Source organism: Ruegeria sp. BHSB196, assembly GCF_059613135.1.
On record NZ_JBXWRY010000018.1, the window covers coordinates 54,861 to 78,292 of the forward strand.

Annotated in this window: 23 protein-coding genes and 1 riboswitch; of the genes, 21 read left to right on the forward strand and 2 right to left on the reverse strand. The window is 66.6% G+C overall.

Annotated features, from left to right (window positions below):
* Positions 1-4 precede the first annotated feature (4 nt).
* Genes cobN through cobJ form a run of 5 tightly spaced genes read left to right on the forward strand, consistent with a single transcriptional unit; the run spans position 5 to position 6,525 of the window.
* A complete protein-coding gene (cobN, locus tag AC2FNJ_RS10795) occupies positions 5-3,298 on the forward strand; it encodes a cobaltochelatase subunit CobN (RefSeq protein ID WP_496764237.1) in 3,294 nt (1,097 codons plus the stop codon).
* Positions 3,295-4,422, forward strand: a complete 1,128-nt coding sequence (locus tag AC2FNJ_RS10800) for a ferredoxin-like domain-containing protein (protein ID WP_496764238.1) — start codon at positions 3,295-3,297, stop codon at positions 4,420-4,422. The genes cobN and AC2FNJ_RS10800 overlap by 4 nt, the downstream gene beginning before the upstream one ends.
* Positions 4,422-5,051, forward strand: a complete 630-nt coding sequence (locus AC2FNJ_RS10805; protein WP_496764239.1) for a precorrin-8X methylmutase — start codon at positions 4,422-4,424, stop codon at positions 5,049-5,051. Before AC2FNJ_RS10800 ends, AC2FNJ_RS10805 begins: the two co-directional genes overlap by 1 nt.
* On the forward strand, positions 5,048-5,776 hold the full coding sequence (locus AC2FNJ_RS10810; RefSeq protein ID WP_496764240.1) for a precorrin-2 C(20)-methyltransferase: 729 nt from the start codon (positions 5,048-5,050) through the stop codon (positions 5,774-5,776). Before AC2FNJ_RS10805 ends, AC2FNJ_RS10810 begins: the two co-directional genes overlap by 4 nt.
* Positions 5,773-6,525 (forward strand): precorrin-3B C(17)-methyltransferase, encoded by a 753-nt coding sequence (cobJ, locus tag AC2FNJ_RS10815; RefSeq protein WP_496764241.1) that lies wholly within the window; start codon positions 5,773-5,775, stop codon positions 6,523-6,525. The genes AC2FNJ_RS10810 and cobJ overlap by 4 nt, the downstream gene beginning before the upstream one ends.
* Here cobJ and AC2FNJ_RS10820 read toward each other — a convergent pair.
* Positions 6,498-7,247: a cobalt-precorrin-6A reductase gene (locus AC2FNJ_RS10820; RefSeq protein WP_496764242.1), complete on the reverse strand. Its 750-nt coding sequence runs from the start codon at positions 7,245-7,247 to the stop codon at positions 6,498-6,500. The genes cobJ and AC2FNJ_RS10820 overlap by 28 nt on opposite strands.
* Here AC2FNJ_RS10820 and cbiE point away from each other — a divergent pair.
* The 9 genes from cbiE to AC2FNJ_RS10865 all read left to right on the forward strand — a co-directional run bounded on the left by cbiE (position 7,246) and on the right by AC2FNJ_RS10865 (position 14,088).
* Positions 7,246-8,445 carry a precorrin-6y C5,15-methyltransferase (decarboxylating) subunit CbiE gene (gene cbiE, locus AC2FNJ_RS10825; protein WP_496764243.1) on the forward strand — a complete coding sequence of 400 codons (1,200 nt, stop codon included), beginning with the start codon at positions 7,246-7,248 and terminating at the stop codon, positions 8,443-8,445. The two genes, AC2FNJ_RS10820 and cbiE, sit on opposite strands and share 2 nt — an antisense overlap.
* Positions 8,442-8,810: a cobalamin biosynthesis protein gene (locus AC2FNJ_RS10830; protein ID WP_496764259.1), complete on the forward strand. Its 369-nt coding sequence runs from the start codon at positions 8,442-8,444 to the stop codon at positions 8,808-8,810. The genes cbiE and AC2FNJ_RS10830 overlap by 4 nt, the downstream gene beginning before the upstream one ends.
* Positions 8,807-9,601, forward strand: a complete 795-nt coding sequence (gene cobM / locus AC2FNJ_RS10835) for a precorrin-4 C(11)-methyltransferase (protein ID WP_496764244.1) — start codon at positions 8,807-8,809, stop codon at positions 9,599-9,601. Before AC2FNJ_RS10830 ends, cobM begins: the two co-directional genes overlap by 4 nt.
* Positions 9,594-10,910: a cobyrinic acid a,c-diamide synthase CobB gene (locus AC2FNJ_RS10840; RefSeq protein WP_496764245.1), complete on the forward strand. Its 1,317-nt coding sequence runs from the start codon at positions 9,594-9,596 to the stop codon at positions 10,908-10,910. Before cobM ends, AC2FNJ_RS10840 begins: the two co-directional genes overlap by 8 nt.
* Complete coding sequence (gene cobA / locus AC2FNJ_RS10845; protein ID WP_496764246.1) at positions 10,907-11,626, forward strand: uroporphyrinogen-III C-methyltransferase; 720 nt, start codon at positions 10,907-10,909, stop codon at positions 11,624-11,626. The genes AC2FNJ_RS10840 and cobA overlap by 4 nt, the downstream gene beginning before the upstream one ends.
* Position 11,627: 1 nt before the next feature.
* Positions 11,628-12,371, forward strand: coding sequence for a precorrin-6A synthase (deacetylating) (cobF, locus tag AC2FNJ_RS10850; RefSeq protein ID WP_496764247.1), 744 nt, complete (start codon positions 11,628-11,630; stop codon positions 12,369-12,371).
* Positions 12,372-12,414: 43 nt separating this feature from the next.
* Positions 12,415-12,625, forward strand: a riboswitch (cobalamin riboswitch).
* Positions 12,626-12,662: 37 nt separating this feature from the next.
* Entirely contained in the window at positions 12,663-12,833 is a 171-nt protein-coding gene (locus AC2FNJ_RS10855) for a CbtB domain-containing protein (RefSeq protein ID WP_496764248.1), read from the forward strand.
* A 3-nt stretch (positions 12,834-12,836) separates the two neighbouring features.
* Complete coding sequence (locus AC2FNJ_RS10860; RefSeq protein ID WP_496764249.1) at positions 12,837-13,529, forward strand: CbtA family protein; 693 nt, start codon at positions 12,837-12,839, stop codon at positions 13,527-13,529.
* Between the two features lie 58 nt (positions 13,530-13,587).
* Positions 13,588-14,088 (forward strand): hypothetical protein, encoded by a 501-nt coding sequence (locus AC2FNJ_RS10865; RefSeq protein WP_496764250.1) that lies wholly within the window; start codon positions 13,588-13,590, stop codon positions 14,086-14,088.
* On the opposite strand, the gene AC2FNJ_RS10870 is transcribed toward AC2FNJ_RS10865, so the two are convergent.
* Positions 14,076-14,435, reverse strand: a complete 360-nt coding sequence (locus AC2FNJ_RS10870) for a DUF1636 family protein (RefSeq protein ID WP_496764251.1) — start codon at positions 14,433-14,435, stop codon at positions 14,076-14,078. The two genes, AC2FNJ_RS10865 and AC2FNJ_RS10870, sit on opposite strands and share 13 nt — an antisense overlap.
* A 150-nt stretch (positions 14,436-14,585) precedes the next feature.
* Here AC2FNJ_RS10870 and AC2FNJ_RS10875 point away from each other — a divergent pair, with 150 nt between their 5' ends.
* The 7 genes from AC2FNJ_RS10875 to mdoH form a co-directional block, all read left to right on the forward strand.
* Positions 14,586-15,059 (forward strand): DUF302 domain-containing protein, encoded by a 474-nt coding sequence (locus AC2FNJ_RS10875; RefSeq protein ID WP_496764252.1) that lies wholly within the window; start codon positions 14,586-14,588, stop codon positions 15,057-15,059.
* A 69-nt stretch (positions 15,060-15,128) separates the two neighbouring features.
* A complete protein-coding gene (locus AC2FNJ_RS10880) occupies positions 15,129-16,748 on the forward strand; it encodes a thiamine pyrophosphate-binding protein (RefSeq protein WP_496764253.1) in 1,620 nt (539 codons plus the stop codon).
* Complete coding sequence (locus AC2FNJ_RS10885; protein ID WP_496764254.1) at positions 16,735-17,919, forward strand: CaiB/BaiF CoA transferase family protein; 1,185 nt, start codon at positions 16,735-16,737, stop codon at positions 17,917-17,919. The genes AC2FNJ_RS10880 and AC2FNJ_RS10885 overlap by 14 nt, the downstream gene beginning before the upstream one ends.
* Before the next feature lie 181 nt (positions 17,920-18,100).
* Positions 18,101-19,471, forward strand: coding sequence for a tetratricopeptide repeat protein (locus AC2FNJ_RS10890; RefSeq protein ID WP_496764255.1), 1,371 nt, complete (start codon positions 18,101-18,103; stop codon positions 19,469-19,471).
* Between the two features lie 25 nt (positions 19,472-19,496).
* A complete protein-coding gene (locus AC2FNJ_RS10895) occupies positions 19,497-20,714 on the forward strand; it encodes an OpgC family protein (protein ID WP_496764256.1) in 1,218 nt (405 codons plus the stop codon).
* Entirely contained in the window at positions 20,711-22,210 is a 1,500-nt protein-coding gene (locus AC2FNJ_RS10900; RefSeq protein WP_496764257.1) for a glucan biosynthesis protein G, read from the forward strand. Before AC2FNJ_RS10895 ends, AC2FNJ_RS10900 begins: the two co-directional genes overlap by 4 nt.
* Positions 22,211-22,227: 17 nt before the next feature.
* On the forward strand, positions 22,228-23,432 hold a 1,205-nt coding region (mdoH, locus tag AC2FNJ_RS10905), incomplete at its 3' end, for a glucans biosynthesis glucosyltransferase MdoH (RefSeq protein ID WP_496764260.1).

Consider the following 23,432-nt stretch of genomic DNA (forward strand, 5'->3'; position numbering starts at 1 on the left):
ACCGATGCACGTCGTCTTCCGCGAAAGCCACGGGCTCGAAGAAACCGAGACCCCGACCGATCTGGGCCAGAGCCCGGCGGATCTGGTGGTGCTGTCCTTTTCGGACAGCGATCTGGGTGCTTTCGCGGCTGGCTGGCATCGCGGCAGCGGGCCCGAGGGGCGGATGCCCTCGTTGCGGCTGGCCAACCTGACCGCGCTGAAACATCCGCTGTCGGTCGATACATATGTCGAACAGACGCTCGAGGGCGCCAAGGGCATCCTGATCCGGCTGATTGGCGGCGTGCCCTACTGGTCCTACGGGTTGCAGCAGGTTCTGGCGCTGGCGCAGGCCAAGAGCATCGCGCTGGCGGTGCTGCCCGCCGACGGGCGCGAGGATACGCGGCTGGACGATTATTCGACCCTGCCGGTCTCGACCCTGCGGCGGCTGGCACATCTGTGCGACACCGGCGGCGAGGTCGCGGCCCAGGCCGCACTGGCGCAGATGGCGCTGGCGGCGGGGCTCTATGCCGGGCCGGTGATGGGGGCCAAGACCCTGCCCGACTGCGGCGCGTGGTGCCCGGATCGCGGCGTGATCGCGCCCGAGGGCGCGTTCGCAGGCGAAGGCCGGCGCATCATCGTGACCTTCTACCGCGCCTACCTGACCTCGGCCGATACCGCACCGGTCGCGGCCCTGATCCGGGAAATCCGCGCGCGGGGTCATCAGGCGGTGGGGCTGTTCGCACCCTCGCTCAAGGCGCCTGCGGCGGCTGAGTGGCTGGCCGAGAATATCCCCGCGATGGCGCCCTCGGCGATCATCAACGCCACCTCGTTTTCGGGCAAGGGCGCGTCGGGCACCTCGCCCTTGGACGTGGTGGGCGTGCCGGTGTTCCAGGTCGCGCTGGCCACTTCGCGCCGCAAGGCCTGGGCCGAGGCGGAACGCGGCCTGTCGCCCGCTGATCTGGCCATGCATGTGGTGTTGCCCGAGGTGGACGGGCGCATCTCGGCCGGTGTCGCCTCGTTCAAGGAACCGGGCAAGCGCGACCCGCACCTTGAGTTTTCCCGTTTCGCCCACCGCCCCGAGCCGGACCGGATCGCCGCCATCGTCGACCGAGCGATGGCCTGGGTAGACCTGGCCGAGAAACCGAAGACCCAGCAGGTGCCCGCGCTGGTCCTGTCCACCTATCCAGGCAAGGACTGGCAGATGGCCCATGCGGTGGGTCTGGACGCGCTGGCCTCGGCCGAGGCGATCCTGTCCGACCTGCAGGACGCGGGGTATGACACCGCGCCCGCCGAACCGATTTCCGAAACGTTGCTGGACGCGCGGATTTCATGGCCGGTCGAAGCTTACAAAGCGGCCCTGGCGCAACTGCCCGAGTCGCTGCGCGCCTATCTGGACACCGTCTGGGGTGCGCCCGAGGACGACCCGACCTGCGCGGATGGGGCCTTCCACTTCACTGCCCTGCGGCGCGGCAAGGCGCTGGTGGCGCTGCAGCCCGAACGCGGCACGCCGGAACTGCGCGATGACGAATATCACGACCTGTCGCGCACGCCCCGCCATGGCTATGTGGCCTTCTACCTGTGGCTGCGCCACGGGTTGGGCGCGGATGCGCTGATTCACATCGGCGCCCACGGAACGCTGGAATGGCTGCCGGGCAAATCGGTGGCCCTGTCGGCCGAGTGCTGGCCCGAGGCGCTGATCGGCGATCTGCCGGTGATCTACCCGTTCATCGTGAACGACCCGGGCGAGGCCGCGCAGGCCAAGCGCCGCATCGGGGCGGTCACGCTCGGCCACATCCCCCCGCCGATGAAACAGAGCAGCACGCCCGACCGCATGGTGCGGCTGGAATCGCTGCTGGACGAGTTCTCGAACGCCGACGGGCTGGACCCCAAGCGGCGCGACCGGCTGCAGGCCGATATCCGTGACGAGGCGCAGGCCATCGGGCTCGAGGCCGATCTGGGGCTGGATCAGGCCACCAGCACCGCCGAGGCCATCACCCGCATCGACCGCTTCGTCTGCGACATCAAGGAAAGCCAGTTCGGCGACGGGCTGCATGTCTTTGGCCGCGCGCCGCAGGTGGCGGGCAATTTCGACACCACCGCTTCGGCACAGGCCGAACGCACCGCCCTGCTGGATGCTCTGGCGGGAAAACGGATCGAGGCCGGCCCATCCGGCTCGCCCTATCGCGGGCGCACCGACGTTCTGCCCACGGGGCGCAACCTGTTCACCACCGATCCGCGCTCTGTCCCCACCCGCGCGGCCCATGCGCAGGGCGTGAAACTGGCCGAAGAGCTTGTGCGCCGCCACCTGCAGGAGGAGGGCGATTACCCCAAAGGCCTGATCGTTGATCTGTGGGGCTCGGCCACGATGCGCACGGCGGGCGAGGAATTCGCCATGGCCCTGCATCTGCTGGGCGTCAAACCGGTCTGGGATCCGGGGTCGGAGCGCGTGAGCGGGATCGAGGTTCTGCCGATCACCGATCTGGAGCGCCCGCGGCTCGACGTGACCCTGCGTGTCTCGGGCCTGTTCCGCGACGTGTTCCCGACCCTGTCGGCCCTGTTCGGACAGGCGGTCCGGGCGCTGTCGGAGCGCGACGAGGCGCCCGACTGGAACCCCTATGCGGGCCAGCCGCCCGCCGCACGGGTCTATGGCCCGGCGCCCGGCAGCTATGGGCTGGGCATGGGCCATCTGCCTGAGACCTATACCGACGAGGCCCGCGCGCAGGCCGGTCAGGCCTGGCTGGACGCCAGCGCCTTTGCGTTCCAGGGTGAGCACATCTCCCACGATCCCGACGGGATCACCCGGCGCGTGGCGCAGGCCGACAGTTTCGTGCACCTACAGGATTTGGTCGAGACCGATCTGCTGCTGGCAAATGACTATGCCACGCACGAGGCCGGCTTTGCCGCCGCCAAAAAGCTGACCGGTGGGCAGGCGCAGCTGTACCACCTTGACAACACCCGCCCCGAAACGCCCCGCGCCCGCACCCTGCCCGAGGAAATCAGCCGCGTGGTCCATGCGCGCGCCGCCAATCCCGACTGGATCGCCGGGATGCAGCGCCACGGCTTCCGCGGCGCGGCCGAGATCGCGGCGACGCTGGATCACATGGCGTCTTTCGCGCATTTGTCAGGCAGCGTCGCCCCGCATCTGTTCGACCTCTATCACGATGCGACCCTGGGCGACCCCGAGGTGGACGCGTTTCTGCAGCAGGCCAACCCGCAGGCCCACCAGGCCATGCAGGACCGGTTCCACGCGCTCTACGAGGCCGGGCTGTGGAACACCCGCCGCAACTCGATCCGCGCCGATCTGGAGGGGTTGGGATGAGCGCCCCGGTCGTTCAGGGCTGGTGCCCCGGCGCGCATCGCCCGATGATGTCCGGCGACGGGTTGGTGGTACGGGTGCGTCCGCGTCTGGCCCGGCTGAGCGCCGCGCAGACGCTGGGGCTTTGCGATCTGGCCCTGCGCTTCGGCAACGGCACCATCGACCTGACCAACCGCGCCAACCTGCAATTGCGCGGCGTGGCCGAAGACGATCACCAGCCACTGCTGGCCGAGTTGTCGGCGCTGAACCTGTTGGATGCCGAGCCGGGCATCGAAACCCGGCGCAACATTCTTGTGTCACCGCTGTACCAACCGGGCGACCTGACCGCGCGCCTGACGCAGGCATTGATCGACCGGCTGGGCGATCTGCCCGCCCTGCCCGCCAAGTTCGGCTTTGCGGTGGATACCGGCGAGGCGCGGCTGCTGGCCGGGGACTCGGCCGATATCCGACTGGAGCGGGGAGCTTCGGGCCTGATCCTGCGCGCCGACGGGGCCGAGACCGGCCGTTTGGTGACCGAGGATGCGGCGATCGACCGCGTGATCGACCTGGCCCAGTGGTTCGCCGAACGCTTCACTTCCGACACCCGCCGCATAGCCCGCCTGATCGCGGTGCATGACCTGCCCGAGGAATGGCAGGGTCACGCCCCCGGCCCCACGGCACCCACGCTACAACCCGGCAACAGCGAAACCGGCCCGATCTACGGCGCGGCCTTCGGGCAACTGCCCGCTGCCGAGTTGCGCGCGCTGGTCATGGCCTCGGGCGCCGCGGCCCTGCGCGTCACGCCTTGGCGGCTGTTCCTGCTGGAAGGCGGGGCGGCGATCCCGGCCCCGGCCTTCGTGACGGACGGCGCCGACCCTCTTCTGACCACCGACGCCTGCCCCGGCGCGCCGTTCTGCCCGCAGGCGCAGGTCGAGACCCGCGCCATCGCCCGCGCGCTGGCCCCGCGCGTGTCCGGCAGCCTGCATGTCTCGGGCTGCGCAAAAGGCTGCGCGCGCATGGGCGCGGCCGACCTGACGCTGGTGGGCCGCGACGGGCGATTTGATCTTGTAAAGCACGGCCGCGCGGAGGATGAGCCCCTTGAGCGCGGGCTGGACCCCGAAACACTGAAGACCATGGACCTGACCTGATGCCCTATGAGTACGAAACCGACGGCGCGGCGATCTACAAGCAATCCTTCGCCATGATCCGGGCCGAGGCCGATCTGGCCCGTTTCAACCCAGATGAAGAGCAGGTCGCCGTCCGCATGATCCATGCCGCCGGAATGGTCGGGCTGGAAGAGTTCATCCACTTCTCGGACGGGTTCGTGCGCGCCGCCCGCGCCGCGCTGGAGAACGGCGCGCCGATCCTGTGCGACGCGCGCATGGTGTCCGAAGGCGTCACCCGCTTCCGCCTGCCCGCCGACAATCAGGTCATCTGCACCCTGCATGACGACCGCGTGCGCCCGCTGGCCGAGAAGATGGGCAACACCCGCTCGGCCGCGGCGCTGGAGCTGTGGCGCCCGCATCTGAAAGGCGCGCTGGTGGCCATCGGCAACGCGCCCACGGCGCTGTTTCACCTGCTGAACATGCTGGAAGACCCCGATTGTCCCCGACCCGCCGCGATCATCGGCTGCCCGGTGGGCTTTGTCGGCGCGGTCGAATCCAAGGACGCCCTGTGGGAGGCCCAGCCTGTGCCCAGTTGCATCGTCAAGGGACGCCTGGGCGGTAGCGCCATCACCGTCGCCGCGATCAACGCCATCGCAAGCCGGGCGGAATGAGCATGGGCACGATATACGGCGTCGGCCTCGGCCCCGGTGATCCCGACCTGATGAGCGTCCGGGCCGACCGCCTGCTGCGCGGTGCAAAACACGTAGCCTATTTCCGCAAGCCCGGCCGCACCGGGCAGGCACGCAAGATCGTCAATGGCATGATCCGCGCCGATGCGGTCGAGCTTCCCATGGAATACCCGGTCACGACGGAAATCCCGGTCACCGATCCGCGCTACAACGCCTTGCTTGCCGAATTTTATGAAACCTGCACCGCACGGCTGAAGGACCTGGCGGAACAGGGCGAGGACGTGGTGGTGCTGTGCGAGGGCGACCCGTTCTTTTATGGGTCGTTCATGCACCTCTATTCCCGTCTGCGCGACCGCGCGCCCATCGAAGTGGTTCCGGCGATCACAGGGATGTCCGGCGCCTGGACCGCGACCGGAGATCCGATCACCTGGGGCGATGACATCCTGACCGTGCTGGTCGGCACATTGCCCGAAGCGGTGCTGGCCGAGCGCATGGCCGCAACCGACGCTCTGGTGGTGATGAAGATCGGCCGCAACTTCGAGAAGGTCAAACGCGCGTTGAAAACCGCGGGGCTGTATGACCGGGCCTGGATCGTGGAATACGCACAGATGGAGAACCAGACCGTCACCCGGCTTTCCGAGGCGTGTGACCGGATCGCCCCCTATTTTTCGATCATCCTCGTGCATGGACAAGGGCGGCGGCCATGAGCGGCTGGGTCAAGATCGCGGGGTTAGGACCGGGCAGCGACGCCTTGGTGACGCCCGAAGTCACTGCCGCGCTGGCCGAGGCGACCGATGTTGTGGGTTATGTCCCCTATGTCGCGCGGGTTGCCGAACGGCAGGGCCTGACCCTGCACGCCAGCGACAACCGGGTCGAGATCGACCGCTCGCAACACGCGCTGCGGATGGCGGCCGAAGGCAAGCGGGTGGTTGTGGTGTCCTCGGGAGATCCTGGGGTGTTTGCAATGGCCGCCGCCGTGTTCGAAGCGCTGGAGCAAGGCCCTGCCGAATGGCGCAAAGTCAGGATCGACGTATTGCCGGGAATCACGGCGATGCTGGCCGCTGCAGCCCGAGCAGGCGCTCCGCTGGGGCACGATTTCTGCGCCATCAACCTCAGTGACAACCTCAAACCCTGGGCACTGATCGAAAAACGCCTGCGTCTTGCCGCACAGGCGGATTTCGCCATGGCGTTCTACAACCCGCGTTCCAGATCCCGGCCCGAAGGATTTGCGAAAACACTGGAAATCCTGCGTGAGGAATGCGAACCAGAACGCCTGATCCTGTTCGCCCGCGCCGTGTCACGGCCGGACGAATCGATCCGCGTAGCCAAGCTGGCGGACGCCACGCCCGACATGGCCGACATGCAAACCGTGGTCATCGTCGGATCGTCGCGCACCCGCCAGATCGAAAGACAGGGCGCACCGTTCGTCTATACCCCGAGGTTCGTGCCGGAATGAGCCAGCCAGTCCAGAACCTGATCCACGCGCGCCAGTTCCGTCCGGTCCGGCAGAACGGGCCGGTCGATCATGAGCACGGGAACGCCCAGCGCACGGGCCGCGTCGAGCTTGGCCCGCGCACCGGTGCCCCCGGCGTTCTTGGACACCACCAGTTCGATCCGGTGCTGCGCCATCAGAGCCTTGTCGCCCTCGACCGTGAACGGCCCGCGCGACACCACGACCTGCGCCTTTGGCAGCGGCACGCCATCGGGCGGGTCCACCAGGCGCAGCAGATAGTCGTGCTGGGGCTGGGCCGCGAAGTCGTGAAGGTGCATCCGGCCCACGGCAAGGAAGACACGGCGCGGCGGACCGTCCAATGCCGCGACGGCGGCCGCCACATCCGGCACATGCTGCCACGCATCGCCGGGTTGCGCGCTCCACGCGGGCCGCGTCAGCGCGACCAGCGGAACGCCGCAATCCGCGCAGGCGCGAACGGCGTTGGCGCTCATCCGCGCGGCAAAGGGATGGGTGGCGTCCACCACGTGACTGACGCCGTGGACCCGAAGGAAACGCGCAAGTCCTTCGACCCCACCGAAGCCGCCCACGCGCACCGGCACCGGCTGCGGCCGCGGCGCATCGACCCGGCCGGCATAGGAATAGGTCGCTGCAACCCCCCAATCCGCAACGGCCTTGGCCAGCGCATTGGCCTCGGTCGTGCCGCCGAGAATCAGGAGGTGGGGCATGGCTGAAGCTCCGTGGCTGACCGTTCTGGGACTGGGTGAAGATGGACCGGATGGCCTGCCGCCCGCAAGCCGTCAGGTGCTGGAGCGGGCCGAGGTCGTGATGGGGCCGCCCCGGCACCTGGCGCTGGTTCCCGAAAGTGGCGCCGAGCGGATCGAATGGCCGGTGCCTTTTTCCGACGGCCTGCCGATTCTGCAGGGCCTGCGCGGTCGGCGGGTGGTCGTTCTGGCTTCGGGCGATCCGTTCTGGTTCGGCGCGGGATCGGTCATCGCCCGCCATTTTGCGGCCGAGGAATGGAAAGCCATTCCCGGTCAATCGACCTTTTCACTGGCCGCGGCCCGCCTGGCCTGGCCCCTGGAACAGACACTGACCTTTGGCCTTCACGCCGCGCCCCTGACACGCCTGCGCCCGCATCTGGCGCAGGGATTGCGCGCGATCATCCTGCTGCGCGACGGAGCCGCGGTGGCGGAACTGGCAACCTACCTGAACGACACGGGATTTGCCGACACCGCGCTGCATGTTCTGCAGGCACTTGGCGGACCGCGCGAGCATACTCAGAAGATGTCTCTGACCGAGGCTTTGCTTGGTTCGTTCGAACACCCGATCTGCGTCGGGCTGGAGATTGCGGGGCGGGGGTCGGCGATCCCGAAAGCCTCGGGCAAACCGGACACGATCTTCGAGTCCGACGGGCAGATCACCAAGCGCCCGATCCGGGCGTTGACCTTGTCGGCCCTGGCTCCGCAGCGTGGCGAGCATCTGTGGGATATCGGCGGCGGTACCGGTTCGATCAGCATCGAATGGCTGATGTGCGATCCCACGCTCACCGCAACCACGATCGAACCGTTGAAGGACCGCGCCGACCGCATCCGCCGCAATGCCGACGCGCTGGGTCAGGACCGGCTCGAGGTCATCCAGGGCGAAGCGCCTGCGGCGCTGGAGGGCCAGGCGGCGCCGGATGCGGTTTTCATCGGCGGCGGGCTGAGCGAGACTTTGCTGGAGTGGCTCAACGAGCATTTGCCCGGGGGCACGCGGCTCGTCGCCAATGCGGTGACACTGGAAAGCGAGGCGCTGCTCGCGCGGTGGCATGAGATGCGCGGGGGCGAGTTGCTGCGGATCGAATTGGCCCATGCCGCGCCCCTGGGGCCGCGGCGCGGCTGGAAGTCGGCCTATCCGGTGGTGCAGTGGAGCGTGACGCTATGATCGTGGCCGGGCTTGGGTTTTCCTCGGGCGCGACCTGCGCCAGCCTGCGGGCCGCGTTCGACCGCGCCACCGCTGGGCACGCGGTGGATGCGCTGGCCACCGCCGCCGACAAGAACGGCCACCCGGCGCTGGCCGCGTTCGCCGCCGCCTGCGCCCTGCCCCTGCATTTCGTGAACCCGGCCGATCTGGCCGGGCAGCGCACGCTTACCTGCTCGCCTCGCAGCCGCGCCACCCATGGCACCGGCAGCGTGGCCGAGGCATCCGCCCTTGCCGCCGCCGGACCCGGCGCGCGGCTGCTTTCACCCAGACAGATCTCGGACGACCGGCTTGCCACCTGCGCGGTCGCCATCGGAGGACAGACATGACCGTTCATTTCATCGGCGCCGGACCGGGTGCCGCCGATCTGCTGACCCTGCGCGGACGCGATCTGATCGCCACCTGCTCCGTCTGCCTTTATGCCGGATCGCTGGTGCCCGAAGAGATCCTGAGCCACTGTCCCCAAGGCGCAAGGATCGTGAACACCGCGCCGATGGACCTCGACCAGATCATCGCCGAGATGAAGTCGGCACATGAAGCAGGTCATGATGTCGCGCGGCTGCATTCCGGCGACCTGTCGGTGTGGTCCGCGATGGGCGAACAGATCCGGCGGCTGAAGGCCGAGAGAATACCGTTCAGCGTGACGCCTGGGGTGCCGTCCTTTGCCGCGGCGGCGGCGGCGCTGGGAGCGGAACTGACCCTGCCCGGTCTTGCGCAATCGGTGGTGCTGACCCGCACGCCGGGCCGCGCCTCGTCCATGCCGGACGGAGAAACATTGGAGAACTTCGCGCGCACCGGCGCGACATTGGCCATCCACCTGTCGATCGGCAATCTGGACAGGGTGATTGCCGACCTGAAACCGCATTACGGCGCCGACTGCCCGGTAGCCGTGGTCTACCGCGCAAGCTGGCCGGACGAGCGGATCGTCCGTGCCACTCTGGCGACGCTCAAGGAAGCTCTGGACGACGACATCACGCGCACCGCGCTGATCCTGGTCGGCCCGGCGCTGGCCGCGGAAGGTTTCGAGGAAAGCTGCCTCTATTCCTCGACTTACGACCGCCGCTATCGGCCGCAGAGCGCCGACAGCCCGTGGTCCAGCTGGAGCCACGGCGATGACTGACGCTCCGGGCATTCTGGTTTCCGCGCCGTCATCCGGCACCGGCAAGACCACCGTCATGCTGGGGCTGCTCAGGGCTTTCGCCGAAGACGGGCTGGCGGTGCAGCCGTTCAAGAGCGGACCGGACTACATCGATCCCGCCTTTCATCTCGCCGCGGCGCGCCGCCCATCCTACAATCTCGACAGCTGGGCCATGAGCGACCCGCTTTTGAGCGCGATTTCGGCGCGTTCGGAGGGCGCGGATCTGATCATTGCCGAAGGCTCGATGGGGCTGTTCGACGGTGTGGCGAAACCCGGCGAGACGGGGCACGGGTCCAGCGCGGAAACCGCGCGGCGCATGGGTTGGCCGGTGGTTCTGGTTCTGGATGTCGGCGGTCAGGCGCAATCGGCGGCGGCGACGGCGCTGGGGTTCCGGATGTACGATTCCGATCTGCCCTTCGCAGGCGTGATCCTCAATCGCTGCGCCAGCCCGCGTCATGAGCGGCTGACCCGGCTGGGCATGGAGCGGGCGGGGCTGCCCGTGCTGGGCGTGCTGCCCCGCCGGGGCGATCTGACCCTTCCCGAGCGGCATCTGGGCCTGATCCAGGCGGTGGAACACCCAGATCTGGAGAGCGCCATTGCCGGCTATGCGGCGTTTCTGCGCGAACATGTGAATCTCGGCGCGATCCGGGCGGCGGCCTCCTCAAGCCCGAAGGGGCCTTCGTCGGCCGCGCTGCCGCGCCCCCCGGCCCAGCGGATCGCTCTGGCGCGGGACGCGGCGTTTTCGTTCACCTATCCCCATCTGGTGCAAGGCTGGCGCGACGCGGGCGCGGAAATCCTGCCGTTCTCGCCGCTGGCAGACGAAGCCCCGGCCGCGGATGCCGACCTGGTCTGGTTGCCGGGCGGATATCCCGAGCTTCATGCCGGCAAACTCGCAGCCGCCGAAACCTTCCGCGACGGCTTGCGGAAGCACGCCGCATCCAGGCCGGTCCATGGCGAATGCGGAGGCTACATGGCGCTGGGCGAGGCGCTGATCGACAAGGACGGCGTCCGACACCGGATGGCGGGGCTGCTGGGCCTCGTGACATCCTACGAAAAGCGCAAGTTCCACCTTGGATATCGCAAGGCGCATTTGCGCGCGCCCATGCCGGGCTTTGCCGCGGGCGCCACGCTGCGCGGTCACGAGTTTCACTACTCGACCATTCTGGAGCAACCCGACGCGCCCCTGGCCCGCGTCGAAGACGCCGAGGGTGCGGACGTGGCCGAAACCGGCTCGGTGCGCGGAAACGTATCCGGCACCTTCTTTCACCTGATCGCGGAGGCATCGGCATGAGCGGGTTCGTTTCGTTCGTCGGCTCCGGTCCGGGCGATCCGGAACTGCTGACCCTCAAGGCGGTGGACCGGCTGCAAAAGGCGGATGCGGTTCTGTTCGACGACCTGAGCAGCGGCCCGATCCTGACCCATGCACGCGCCGATGCCGACCTGGTGGGTGTCGGCAAGCGTGCAGGCCGCCCGTCGCCCAAACAGGACCATGTCAGCCGGCTGCTGGTGGAGTACGCGCAGACGGGCGCACGAGTGGTGCGGCTGAAATCGGGCGACGGCGGGTTGTTCGGACGGCTGGAAGAGGAACTTGTGGCCCTGCGCCAGGCGGGGATCGACCATGAGATCATCCCGGGCGTCCCCTCGGCCAATGCGGCCGCCGCCGCGGCGGGCATCCCCCTGACCCGCAGGCTGACCGCGCGGAGGGTGCAATTCGTCACCGGCCACGATGTCAGCGGGAAGCTGCCCGAGGATCTGAACTGGTCCGCTCTGGCCGATGCCGGGGCGACCACGATCATCTTCATGGGAAAGCGCACCTTTCCGCTGCTGGCCGAGGCGCTGTGCCGGCACGGCCTGCCGCCTGACACTCCGGCGCTGATGGCAGAATCTGTCTCGACACCGGAGCAAAAGCTGGAACGGACGACCGTCAAAGCCCTGGCGGCGCGGCTGAAGTCGGAACCGGGCACGGCGCCGGCCCTGATCCTCTATGGTCCGCTGGCGGAGTCATGACATGTATCAGTTGAACCTTGTCGGTATCGGCACGGGCAACCCGGATCACGTGACCTTTCAGGGCGCCCGCGCGATTCGCGACGCTGACCTGATCCTGATTCCCCGCAAGGGCGCGGACAAGGAGGACTTGGCCGAGCTGCGCGAACAGATCATCGCGCAGGTGGTCGAAACTCGGCCGCAGATCGCATATTTCGACATCCCGCAGCGCCGGTCCGAGGACGGATATCTTCGCGGCGTGGACGAATGGCACGACGCCATAGCGCAGCGCTGGCAGGCGGCGATCGCCGCCCATCCGCGGGCAAGCCAGGTGGCCCTGCTGATCTGGGGCGACCCGTCGCTCTATGACAGCAGCCTGCGAATCGCCGCGCGCCTGGACCCGCAGCCGCAAACCCGCGTGATCCCCGGCATCACCGCGCTTCAGGCGCTGACGGCGGCGCATGCGATTCCGATCAACGAAATCGGTGCGCCCTACCTCGTCACGACCGGGCGGCGCATCCGCGAAGAAGGCTGGCCGGAAAACCAGCGGAAGGTGGCCGTCATGCTGGATGGCGAGTGCTCGTTCCAATGCCTCGAGATGGAGCAATTCGACATCTGGTGGGGCGCCTATGTGGGGATGCCGCAGGAACTTCTGATCCGCGGCCGCTTGTCGGACGTGGCGGCGGACATCCTGAAAACGCGCGCGAGGGCGCGCGACGAGCATGGCTGGATCATGGACATATATTTGCTGAAAAAGCGCGGAAATTGACCGAAAAGGTCGCAAATCGCAATTGCGTCCGCAGATGCATCGCGGCTAAATGAACGGGTCTGGTCCTGCCGGAGCAATCCGGATGCTAAGAGGGAATTCGGTGCGCGCGCATCCGCGCTCCAAGCCGAAGCCGCCCCCGCGACTGTAAGCGGCGAGCCCCTGTTCAACCAGCCACTCCCGGTTCATGCCGGGGGGAAGGCGAACAGAGGCACTGACCCGCGAGCCAGGAGACCTGCCAGACAGGAAACGAAACGACCGGCCGTCGGGTGCGGCGGCTCAGGAGGACAAGAAATGACGACCAAAACGCTCAAGGCATCTGCTGCAGGTTCCGCCTTTTTTCCGGCTCTGTTTGCCGTTGTTCTGGGTCTGGGGATCATCACCCTGACCGGCCATGTTCAGGCTTCGGCCCTGCATGACGCCGCTCATGATGTGCGCCACGCAACCGGCTTTCCCTGCCACTGACCCATGTTCAGTCGCATTCTGACCAGCGCGTTGTTCGCTGGTGCTGCAGCGGGGCTGATTGCCGCCGTGCTGCAGCTCGTGTTCGTGCAGCCCGTCCTGCTTCATGCCGAGCTTTATGAATCCGGCGAGTTGGTGCATTTCGGCGGTGAAGCCGTGTCGGCGCATCCCGAACTACCCGGATTCGACGCGGTGCGTGACGGGCTGAGCATCGTCTTCACCATGCTGATCTATACCGGCTACGCGCTGGTTCTGGTCGCGCTCATGTCGATGGCCGAGCGCATGGGCCACCCCGTCACCGCGCGCAACGGCGTCCTGTGGGGACTGGCGGGCTTTGTCGCCGTTCACTTTGCGCCCGGTCTGTCGCTTGCCCCCGAGGTTCCAGGCGTCGCAGCCGCCGATATCGTTGCACGTCAGATCTGGTGGGCCGCGACCGTGGTCGCAGCCGCCGTCGCGATATGGCTGATCGCATTCGGCGGAAACCTGATCAGCTATCTGATCGCCGCTGTGCTGCTGATGGCACCGCACCTGATCGGCGCGCCCGAGCCGGACAGTTTCGCCGGTCCCGTCCCGACCGAGATCGGCGCCTTGTTCGCCGCCCGTGCCTTTGGCGTGGGGATGGCCGCCTGGGTCTTGCTCGGCACCTTCGCCGGTCATTTCTGGCAGTCCGAGGGCAAACGCGCACAAGCCAGCGCCTGATCCGGCCCGAGTTCTCCTGCCGGCTCGTGCCGGCGGGAGCCATTCAAGAAGGAAAGACATGTCCCGCTCACTCGCGCTTTTCGCGATTGGACTGGTTTTTGGCGGCGGCGCCGGTTTCGTGCTCGCAGCGGCCAACGGTGTCACGTTCGACGGCCACGACCATTCCGACCCATCGCAGCACGGCGGTCCGGCCCACCATACCGAGGCCGCCGCCCACGACCATTCCAAGACGGTGAACCTGCCCGCCGGTGCCGACGCCCCGGCGGTCAAGATCGAACTGCTGAAAGACCCCATGTCGGGCTGGAACCTGCATGTCCAGCCACGGAATTTTCGGTTCGCGCCCGAAAACGCCTCGGCCCCGGACAGGCCGGGCGAAGGCCACGCCCATGTCTATGTCAACGGCACCAAGATCGCGCGCCTCTATGCCGACTGGATGCACATTCCGGACCTGCCCAAGGGCGATGTGGTGATCGAAGTTTCGCTCAACACCAACAGCCACAGCCCGCTGGCCGTGGACGACGTTCCGGTCCGCGCGTCGCTGACGGTTCAAGTGGACTGAAGCGCCGGCAGGCGGGCCCTGAGGCACAAGCGAAGCCGCCCGCATGGCCGGGCGTCTTCGATCCAGCCCTTGGGGCTGTCCAGATAGGCCCGGCAGGTCGCCGCGATGTCCCGGGCGTCGGCAATCGGATCGAGACCGGCGAACACGTAGGACGCCATTCCCGGCCCTTGCAACGCGATGGCAACCGGCTGCTCGCAACCGGAGAAACATGCGTGTTCGGCAACCTCGATCCGATCCGCTATTCCGGCATGGACCAAGGCGGCGGAAACCGCCTGCCGCTCGGCATCGCGGTCGCGCATGCCCGAGCAACTGGAACAAATCGACACGCGATTGTGCGAGGCGCCCATCCCCTGCCCTTTCTCCGTTCCGCCCGTTTGTGCGGTTTCCGCGAACGTGGCGCAAGCGCCGATTTGACGGCAGGGCACGGGATTGTGACCCCCGGACAGCGCAAAATCTGCCATCAAGGTCGAAAGCACTGCGAACCGGAACCGCGATAGATGAAACTGGTCTGGCCTGCACTCTGCATCATGGCCCTGCCCGCTCTGGCCGGCGATGTTGAACCGCGCGACGGTTGGGCGGTCCATCGGACCGCCAAATCCTTCGATGATCTGGTCTCGGATGTGGTCGCGGCCGTTCAGGCGAATGGCTTGATCGTCGTCACGCAGGCTGGACCGACCAAGGCCGCGGCCGCTCGCGGTATCACCATTCCCGGCAACCGCGTCATCGGCGCCTTCAACAACGATTACGCGGTGCGCGTCCTGGAAACCTCGACTGCGGCCATGATCGAGGCCCCGATCCGGTTCTACGTCACCGAGAACGCGGACGGCACGGCGACGCTGTCCTACAAGACGCCGAGTTTCGTCTTTGCGCCTTATGCGGATGAAGGCGGCGATGTGCTGGCCGAGATTGCACAGGAACTGGACGAAAAATTCCACGCGGTCGCGGATATGGCTTCAAACCAGTCACACTGACGTGAAACCGCTTGCGCCTGCGCGCGGGCTCCGCAATCTGCAGACCGGAATCGATACGGAGCGTTACTCATGCAGGCAAAGATGCCCCGCGCTGCGGACCTTCTGGCGCAGCGGCTGCACGAGGCGGGGTGCCGCCACGCCTTCGGCATGCCCGGCGGCGAGGTGCTCACCCTGGTCGATGCGCTGGAAGAAGTTGGGATTTCCTTTCACCTGGCCAAGCACGAGAATGCGGCAGGCTTCATGGCCGAAGGCGTGCATCACCGCGACGGAGCGCCCGCGATCCTCGTGGCGACGCTCGGCCCGGGCGCGATGAACGGCGTCAACGTGGTCGCCAATGCCTTTCAGGATCGCGTGCCGATGATCGTTCTGACGGGCTGCGTCGATGAGGATGAGGCGCTGACCTATACCCATCAGGTCATCGACCATGGCCGGGTCTTCCGCGCCATCACGAAGGGCACGTTCCGGATGACCGCCAAGGGCGCGGACATCGTCGCGGACAAGGCGGTGTCGCTGGCAACCCAGCCGCGCCCCGGCCCCGTGCATATCGACGTTCCGATCTCGGTCGCGGATACCCGTGTGCCCGCCCCCGCGCCGCGCCGCCTCAGGCCCGCCGCGCCGGTGGCGCCCGAGGGCACCTGCCTGGAAAAGGCCCGTCGCTGGGTGGCCGAGGCCGAGCGCCCTCTGGCCGTGATCGGGCTGGACGTGCTGTCGGACGGCTCGAAACCCGTGCTTCAGGCGTTTCTGGAACATTTCCGCATCCCCTTCGTCACGACCTACACGGCCAAGGGCATCCTGCCCGAGGATCATCCGCTATGTCTTGGCGGTGCGGGCCTTTCACCATTGGCAGACACGCATCTGCTGCCGCTGGTTGAACGGTCCGACCTGATCCTGTGCATAGGCTACGACCCGATCGAGATGCGAACGGGCTGGCGCGAGGTTTGGGATCCGCATCGGCAACGGGTCATCGACATTTCGGCGGCGGTCAACGATCACTACATGCACCAGGCCGGGCTGAACATCGTCGCCGACACCGCGGCGACGCTGGAGGCCATCGCCAAGGGAAATTCGGCGCGCGACACCTGGACCGGCGGCGAACCGGATACGGCCAGGGCGGCGCTCGCCCGGGCCTTTCCGGCCGATGACGAATGGGGACCGGCGGCGGTGATCGACGAGGCGCGGGCGGTTCTGCCCGCCGATACGCTGGCCACCGCGGACAGCGGCGCGCACCGGATCCTGCTGTCGCAGATGTGGCGCTGTACGGAACCGCGTGGCCTGATCCAGTCGTCGGCCCTGTGCACGATGGGCTGCGCAATCCCGATGGCAATCGGCCTGAAGCTGGCCGCGCCCGAGCGGCCGGTGATCAGTTTCTCGGGGGATGCCGGGTTCCTGATGGTGGCGGGCGAGCTTTCGACCGCGCGGGAACTGGGCGGCAACCCGATCTTCCTGGTCTTCGTGGATGCAAGCCTCGCCCTGATCGAGTTGAAGCAGCGCGGACGGCAGATGGCGAACCGGGGCGTGGATTTCGGCCACCACGACTTTGCGGCGATGGGCCGCGCCTTTGGCGGGTACGGCCATACCGTACGCAACCGGGCCGAATTGCGGACGGCGCTCGAAGACGCGATGCGGGCCGACCGCTTCACCGTCATCGCCGCCGAAATCGACCGCGGAGGATATGATGGCCGCATCTGACGGACCGCTCAAGGGCGTCAAGGTTCTGGATCTCACCCGGATTCTGGCCGGCCCGACCTGTACGCAGCTGCTGGGCGATCTGGGCGCGAGCGTCATCAAGATCGAAAACCCGGCCACCGGCGGCGACGACACGCGACAATGGGGACCGCCGTTTGTCCTGGATGCGCAGGGCAACCCCTCCGATCTGAGCGCCTATTTCATGTCCTCCAACCGCAACAAGAAATCGGTGGCCGTGGACATCGCGACACCCGAAGGACAGGCGACGATCCGTCGGCTCGCGGGACACGCGGACATGCTGGTCGAGAACTTCAAGCCCGGCGGTCTGGCGAAACACGGCCTTGATTATGCAACCTTGTCCAAGGATCTGCCCGGCCTCATCTATTGCTCGATCTCCGGCTACGGGCAGACCGGCCCGAATTCGGCCAAGCCGGGCTATGACCTGATGGCCCAGGGGTACGGGGGCATCATGTCGCTCACCGGCGAGCCGGACGGGGCGCCCATGAAAGTCGGCGTCGGTATCGCCGACGTCATGTGCGGCATGTATGCCGCGGTGGGCATTCTGGCGGCTCTGCACCACCGGGATCGGACCGGCGAGGGCCAGCATATCGACATCGCTCTGGTCGATGCGCAGGTCGCGTGGCTGATCAACGAAGGCGTGAACTATCTGACATCCGGGCAGGTGCCGCAGCGGCGGGGCAACGGACACCCCAACATCGTGCCCTACGACGTTTACGAGACGGCGGACGGGCATGTGATCCTGGCGGTCGGCAATGACAGCCAGTTCCGCCGGTTCTGCGGGTTCGCCGGTCTGGATGCCCTGCCCGACGATCCGCGCTTTGCGACCAACCCGGCGCGGCTGGAACATCGGGATGCGCTCAATGCGGTTCTGCGGCCGGCGCTGAAATCGCGGCGCACACGCGAGATCATCGAAGGCCTGGATGCGATCAAGGTTCCGGTCGGCCCCGTCCGGACGCTGGATCAGGTCTTTGCCTCGGATCAGGTCGCCGCGCGGCAGATGCGGATCGAGATGCAGGCCCAACCCGGCAAGGTCAGCCTCATCGGCAACCCGCTCAAACTGTCCCGGACCCCGGTCTCCTACCGCCGACCGCCGCCGGTATTCGGCGCTGACACCGACAGCGTGGTGCAGGCCGAAGACCCGTTCGGAGACTGAAACACTGAACTGACCGTAAGCGGTGGTTTGCTGAAACATGCCGTTGAATCGGCGGTTTTTTTCGCGAAACCCGCACACGCGCTTTCACCAATTCGCGAGCGGCGTCGATACTGGTACGGCGCTCCCGTACAGTTTGCTAAGGCAGGATCAGCTTTGGCATGCACACGGATTGGACCTTGGTATGAAAGAAGACGTTTTCGGACAGATGAACAGCCTGAACCACGCGGACGGCGTCGAGGCGTGGAACGGCGTTCTGCTGGGGTTCATGGCCCATGCGGCGATCACGCCGCAGCATCTGGCACGGGTGCTGGAACTTGAGCCGGATTTTGCGCTGGGACACGCGGTCAAGGGGCTGTTTCTGCTGCTTTTGGGGCGCCGGGAACTCGTCCCGGTCGCCGCCGAGGCGCTGGCCGCGGCCGAAACCGCCATGGCGGCGCAGCCGGTTTCGGATCGCGAACGCCACTATGTGGAGGCGTTGCGGCACTGGCTGGCAGGGCATCCATCCCGATCCATCCAGAAATTCGAAACGGTCCTGCGCAGCCATCCCCAGGACACGCTGGCCATGAAACTCAGCCATGCGACCAGCTTCGTTCTGGGCGATCCGCAGGGCATGCGCCGCTCGATCGAACGGATCATGCCAGCCTATGCGCCCGACCATCCCGGGCGCGGCTACCTGCTGGGCTGCCATTCCTTCGCGCTCGAGGAAACCGGCGCTTATGAAAAGGCCGAGATCGCGGGCCGGCAGGCGCTGTGGATGGTCTCGGACGATGCCTGGGGCCTGCATGCCGTCGCGCATGTGCACGACATGACCGGCAACGCCGCGCAGGGCCTGGAATGGCTGGCCGGGCGCGAGGCGGCCTGGGCGCATTGCAACAACTTCCGCTATCACGTCTGGTGGCACAAGGCGCTGATGCATCTCGATCTTGGGCAGATCGATCAGGTTCTCGATCTGTATGACACCGAAATCCGCAAGGACCGCACCGACGACTACCGCGACATCTCGAATGCGACCTCGCTGCTGAGCCGGCTGGAGCTGGAGGGGGTCGATGTGGGCGACCGTTGGCAAGAATTGGCCGATCTGAGCGCCGCACGGACCGAGGATGGTTGCCTGATCTTCGCCGACCTGCATTATCTGCTTGCTTTGACTGGCGATAATCGTGATGAGGCAATCTCGAAGATGCTTCAGCGGATCCATCGAGATGCAAAGCTGGCGAATGACGACACCACCCGTCGCATGGCCGACCCCGGCCTTGCCGCGGCGCGCGGTTTGGAGGCTTTCGGCAACGCCCGATACGGCACCGCCTTCGATCACCTCGCCACCGTGCGCGAGACGATGCAGCTTGCGGGCGGATCGCACGCCCAGCGCGACGTCTTCGAACGGCTTACCATCGATGCGGGGCTGCGTGCCGGCAGGCTGGACGCGGTCGAACGCATCCTTGACGACCGCCGCGCCAAACGCGCGGGAGGTGAGGACAATTATGCCCTCGCCCGCCGCGCCCTGATCGCTGCGGCGCGGGGCGGAGAAGACGCGCAAAGCGTCCCCGCCGAATAACAAGACCCGAAAGGACAGACCACGCATGGCGACCGTCTCGCCCGCTACCGACTTTGCTCCGGCCGTCGCCCGCACCGCGGCGCAAACCGGCGCACGCGATCCGCGCCTGGATTTCTATCGCGGCATCGCGATGTTCATCATCCTGATCGCCCATATCCCGAACGATCCCTGGGCGAACTGGATTCCGGCGCGGTTCGGCTTTTCGGACGCAACGGAAATCTTCGTGTTCTGCTCGGGCATGGCCTCGGCCATCGCATTCGGCGGCGCCTTCGTGAACCGGGGGTGGTGGCTGGGCACCGCCAGGGTCGGGTTCCGCACCTGGCAGGTCTATTGGGCGCATATCGGCCTGTTCTTCTTCGTCGCGATGAGCCTGGCGGCCCTGGATCTGTCCGGACACTTCGAAAAGAACTACGTCGAGTCCCTGAACCTGCAGCACTTCTTCAACGATCCGATGCCGCAGATCGTCGGATTGTTCACCCTGACCTACGTGCCGAACTATTTCGACATCCTGCCCATGTATCTGGTGGTTCTGGCGATGATGCCCCTGATGATGGGCCTGTGCCGCGTCGGGGTCTGGGCGGTCATCGCGGCCTCGGCAGGCATCTGGCTGGTCGCGCAGACCGGGGTGCTGGCCCTGCCGGCCGAGCCGTGGTCAAACCGGCAGTGGTTCTTCAATCCCTTCGGCTGGCAATTGCTGTTCTTCACCGGCTTCGCCTTCATGCGCGGCTGGCTTCCGGCGCCTCCGGTCTCGAAGGCGCTGATCTGGGTCTGCGCGCTGTTTCTGATCCTTTCGGCCCCGTTCGGATCGTGGAAGGTCTTCATGTGGGTGGATGCCTGGAACAGCGACCTTGCCGATCAGATCCGCAAGGTCTGGCCTTTGACCGCCGAATTCCGCGACAAGACCGAGTTTGGCCTCTTTCGCTACCTGCATTTCCTGTCTTTGGCCTATCTCGGCTGGGTCATCGCCGGGGACAGGGGTTCGCGGCTGGTCGCGACCGGTGAAAGCCTCGGCGCGCACGTCTGGCGGTTCCTGCTGGCGGTCATCTCCAAGGTCGGTCAGCAATCGCTGGCAGTCTTCGTGTTTTCCATGGCGGCGGCACGGCTTATCGGCGTCGCGATGGATCAGATCGGGCGGGATTTCGCCAGTGTGTTCCTGCTCAACATGATTGGCTTTGCCATGATCATCGCCGTGGCCTATGTGGCCGCCTGGTTCAAGTCGCATCCGTGGAAGTCCAAGAAATGATTCTGACACGCCGCGCATTCCTCGCATCAACATCCGCTTTCGCCCTGGCGCCCGCAGCCTTTGCGACCGGAGCAGCCGTGCCCTTCGATCACGGCCTCGTCGTCGCCGAGGCCCGCGATCTGGCCAGCCGGCCCTATGTCGAACGCGCCTCCGTTCCCAAAGCGTGGCGCGAACTGACCTACGAACAGTACCGGTCGATCCGGTTCCGCATCGAAAAGGGTCTGTGGTACGGCACGGAAACGCCCTACAGCGTCGATTTCTTTGCGCCGGGTCTGTATTTCCCGCGCGCCGTCAAGGTCCATGCGGTCGAGGAAGGCATGGCGACGCCCGTGGCGTTCGACCTCTCGATGTTCGACAAGTCCGACGAGGTTCCGCAACTGCCGGTCGATGACTCGCTGGGCTTTTCGGGCCTGCGCCTGCGCACCGAAATGCATCGGCCCGGCAAGACCGACGAATTCTGCGTCTTTCAGGGCGCAAGCTATTTCCGGGCGATCGGACTGCACGAGGTCTACGGCCTGTCGGCCCGCGGTCTGGCGCTCAAGACGGCCGATCCGGATGGCGAGGAATTCCCCGAATTCATCCGGTTCTGGCTGGAACGGCCCGCACCCGGTCAGCGCAACATGATCGTGCACGCCCTGATGGACAGCCCCAGCGTGACCGGCGCCTACCGGTTCGACATCACCCCCGGTCCGGACTGTGTGATGGAAGTCGACGCAACCCTCTTCCCGCGCGAGGAGCTGTCGCATGTGGGGATCGCGCCCCTGACTTCGATGTTCCTCTACGACCGGACCAACCGCGCGCGGTTCGACGATTTCCGCCCCGCCGTCCACGACAGCAACGGGCTGATGATGCGCAACGGTGCGGGAGAGGTGCTCTGGCGCCCGCTGGCCAATCCCAAGACCCTGCAGGTGTCCTCCTTCGTGGACACGAACCCGCGCGGGTTCGGCCTGATGCAGCGGGCACGGGAGTTTTCGGATTTTGCCGATCTCGAAGCGAACTACCACAAGCGGCCGGGCCTGTGGGTCGAGCCCAAGGGCGAATGGGGCAAGGGCACGGTCGCCCTGGTCGAGATTCCGGCGGATCAGGAAATCTACGACAACATCGTGGCCTATTGGCGCCCGGCCGACCCCTATGGGCCGGGCAGTCAGGTCGATCTGTCCTATCGGCTGATCTGGGGCGAGGAACCGCAGCGCACCGCCATGCCGCGCGTGATCGACACCGCAATGGGCGACAAGACCTTTGGTTCGGGCCGATTGGTTGTGATCGATTTCGAAGCCAGCGACTTGTTCGAGGAGCTCGAGACCCTCGAAGTCTTCGTCCAGTCGCCGCATGTGGAACTCGCACCGCCCATCCTCGAGCGCAACCCCGAGACCAAAGGTGCCCGCCTGGCCTTTTCCTTTGAACCGGGCGACCGCGATCACGTCGAGTTGCGGGCGCAGTTGCGCAGGGGTGGCGAACCGGCCTCCGAAGTCTGGCTCTACAGGTGGACCGCGTGACGCGCAATCTGCATATCATGCCGCCAGAGGCCCCGCTGCCGATGCCGGCGCAGGATTTCGGCTGCGAATTCCGAGACTCCAAGGCACCCGAGGAACGGCCCGCCCGTTCCATCGCGCTGTGGCGGGCGCTGGCGTTTTCCCCCGCGATGGCGGCGACGCTGGTGCTGCTTTGGGTCATGCAGGACTGGTTTTCGGAAGAGGGGATCAGCGCGCTCGAAGCCATCCTTCTGGCCTTGATCTCGTTCAACTTCTTCTGGATCACCTTCACGGTCAGCACCGTGATCCTGGGCATGGTCTCGCTGTCCCGGCAGGCCCGGCCCGGACGGCAGGGCAGGCCGCAGCCCCTGAACGTCGCCCTGCTGATGCCGGTCTACAACGAAACGCCGTGGTATGTACTGGGCAACGCGCGGTCCATGCTCGAGGAACTTCGGGCGCGCGGAGGCGCGCACCGCTACGCCATGTTCATCCTGTCGGACACCCGCGACGACACGATCGCGGCGCAGGAACAGGCCAGCATCGAGGCGCTGCGCACGACACTCGCGCCCGATCTGGAACTCTACTACCGCCGGCGCGAACAAAACACCGACCGCAAGGTCGGCAACATCGCCGATTGGGTCAGCCGCTGGGGCGGCGCGTGGGATGCCATGCTGGTTCTCGACGCCGACAGCCTGATGACGGGCCGGGCCATCGCGCGGCTCACCGATGCGCTGGCGCGCGACCCCGGTGCCGGCCTGATCCAGAGCTTTCCGCAACTGATCGGCGCACAGTCGGTCTTTGCCCGGATGCAGCAATTCGCCAACGGTGTCTATGGCGTGGCGTTTGCCGAGGGACTGTCGCGCTGGTGCGGGCAGGAAGGCAACTATTGGGGCCACAACGCCATCATCCGCACCGAAGCTTTCGCCAGTTGCGCGGGACTGCCCAAGCTCCGCGCCCTGGGCGGCGGCGAACGGCTGATCATGAGCCACGATTTCGTCGAGGCGGGCCTGTTGCGGCGGGCCGGATGGACGGTGCGGTTCCTGCCGCGCATCCGCGGCTCGTACGAAGAAACGCCCCCCACGCTGATCGACTATGTCCTGCGCGACAGGCGCTGGTGCCAGGGCAACCTGCAGCATTTGAAACTGCTGGGCTCGCGCGGCTTCCGCCCGATCTCGCGCTTTCACATGTTCCATGGCGCCGTGGGCTATCTGATGTCGCCACTCTGGTTTGCGCTGCTGGTGATGTG